This is a genomic window from Streptomyces sp. NPDC040545 (assembly GCF_055595065.1).
Genome location: NZ_JBVIWA010000057.1, coordinates 1 through 1310 on the forward strand (window position 1 = coordinate 1; position 1310 = coordinate 1310).

The window sequence follows — 1310 nt, forward strand, 5'->3', positions numbered from 1 at the left end:
CTAGGCCGTGTTTTAGGTAGCTCGGGCGGCCAGCCACTTGGTGAGGTCGCCCGCGATGCGGTCGTTGCTGGTCTCGACGGTCACGTCGTGTTCGCGGCGGGTGGTGTCGCGGCGGACGACCTCGTATCCGCCTTCGTCCAGGACGGCGACGGAGGCAAACCAGACGGGGTCGTCCTGGTCGGGCTGGATCACGACGAACGTGTTGTCCGAGTCGTTCAGGTCGTCGATCAGCATGAACAGAGCGTCCTCGGACGGGTCGTCGACGTGGTCGCCGTTCTCGCTGTCGGCGCAGTAGTACCTGGCGGCCATCGATGCCCTCCCCGAAGATGTGCTGCCCAATGCCGTGATCAGCATGGCACGGCCGTATCGGCAGGCCTCCGGTTCACAGCCACTGGTGGATCGCCGCGATCTGGACGGCCGCCTCGAACCGGACGGCGAGCTTGTCATAGCGGGTCGCGACAGCCCGGTGCTGCTTGAGGCGGCTGATCCCGCACTCGACCGCGTGGCGGGCCTTGTAGTCCTCCCGGTCGAAGGCCGGCGGTCGGCCACCGGCTCGGCCGCGGCGCTTGCGGTTGCGGACCTGGTCGGCCGGCTCGGCGATGGTGCAGCGGATCCCGCGTCTGCGCAGGTAAGCACGGTTGCCGCGCGAGGAGTACGCCTTGTCACCACGCACCCGCAGCGGTCTGCGTCTGGGACGACCGCCGCCGACCTTGGGCACCCGGATCGCTTCGAGGACCGGCTCGAACTGCGGACTGTCACCCCGTTGACCTGCCGTGACCAGCAACGACAGCGGCTTCTGGCCCTGCTCGCAGGCCAGATGGATCTTCGTGGAGAACCCGCCCCGCGACCGGCCCAGCCCGTGATCCTCAGGTTCGGTCCCGACCCCTCCCGGGGGCTCCTTCTGCCCGGCCCCGTCCCGGCGGGCACCAGCCGCGTGCTGATGCGCCCGGCAGACCGTGGAGTCGACGTTCACCTCCCACGTGATCAGCCCGGCCGCATCAGCCCTCGCCTGCAGCAAGGTGAGAATCCTGGCCCACACACCCTCGCGCTGCCAGCGGCGAAAGAGCCCGTAAACGGTCTGCCAAGGCCCGTACTCGCGCGGCAGATCACGCCACGGAACACCCGTCCGAACCCGCCACCGAACTCCATTAATCAACCGCCGCCGGTTCTCCGACCTGCGACTCACGCCTGCCGCAGGCAGCAACGACTCCAGTACCGACCACTGCTCACCAGAAAGATCCCCACGCCCCACACCATGATCATCACGGCGCAAGGCGCGGGCCGGAACCCCGATCTAAAACACGGCCTAG

Annotated in this window: 2 protein-coding genes; both read right to left on the minus strand. The window is 68.2% G+C overall.

Features of this window, described 5'->3' with window-relative positions:
* Window positions 1–12 precede the first annotated feature (12 nt).
* Window positions 13–309, minus strand: a complete 297-nt coding sequence (locus ACZ573_RS38365) for a hypothetical protein (protein WP_393751728.1) — start codon at window positions 307–309, stop codon at window positions 13–15.
* Window positions 310–382: 73 nt separating this feature from the next.
* Window positions 383–1252 (minus strand): IS5 family transposase, encoded by an 870-nt coding sequence (locus tag ACZ573_RS38370; protein WP_471313591.1) that lies wholly within the window; start codon window positions 1250–1252, stop codon window positions 383–385.
* Window positions 1253–1310 lie beyond the last annotated feature (58 nt).

Excerpts from the sequence above, each read along its gene's own strand:
- ACZ573_RS38365 (WP_393751728.1), bottom strand. The coding sequence starts at position 309 with ATGGCCGCCAGGTACTACTGCGCCGACAGCGAGAACGGCGACCACGTC.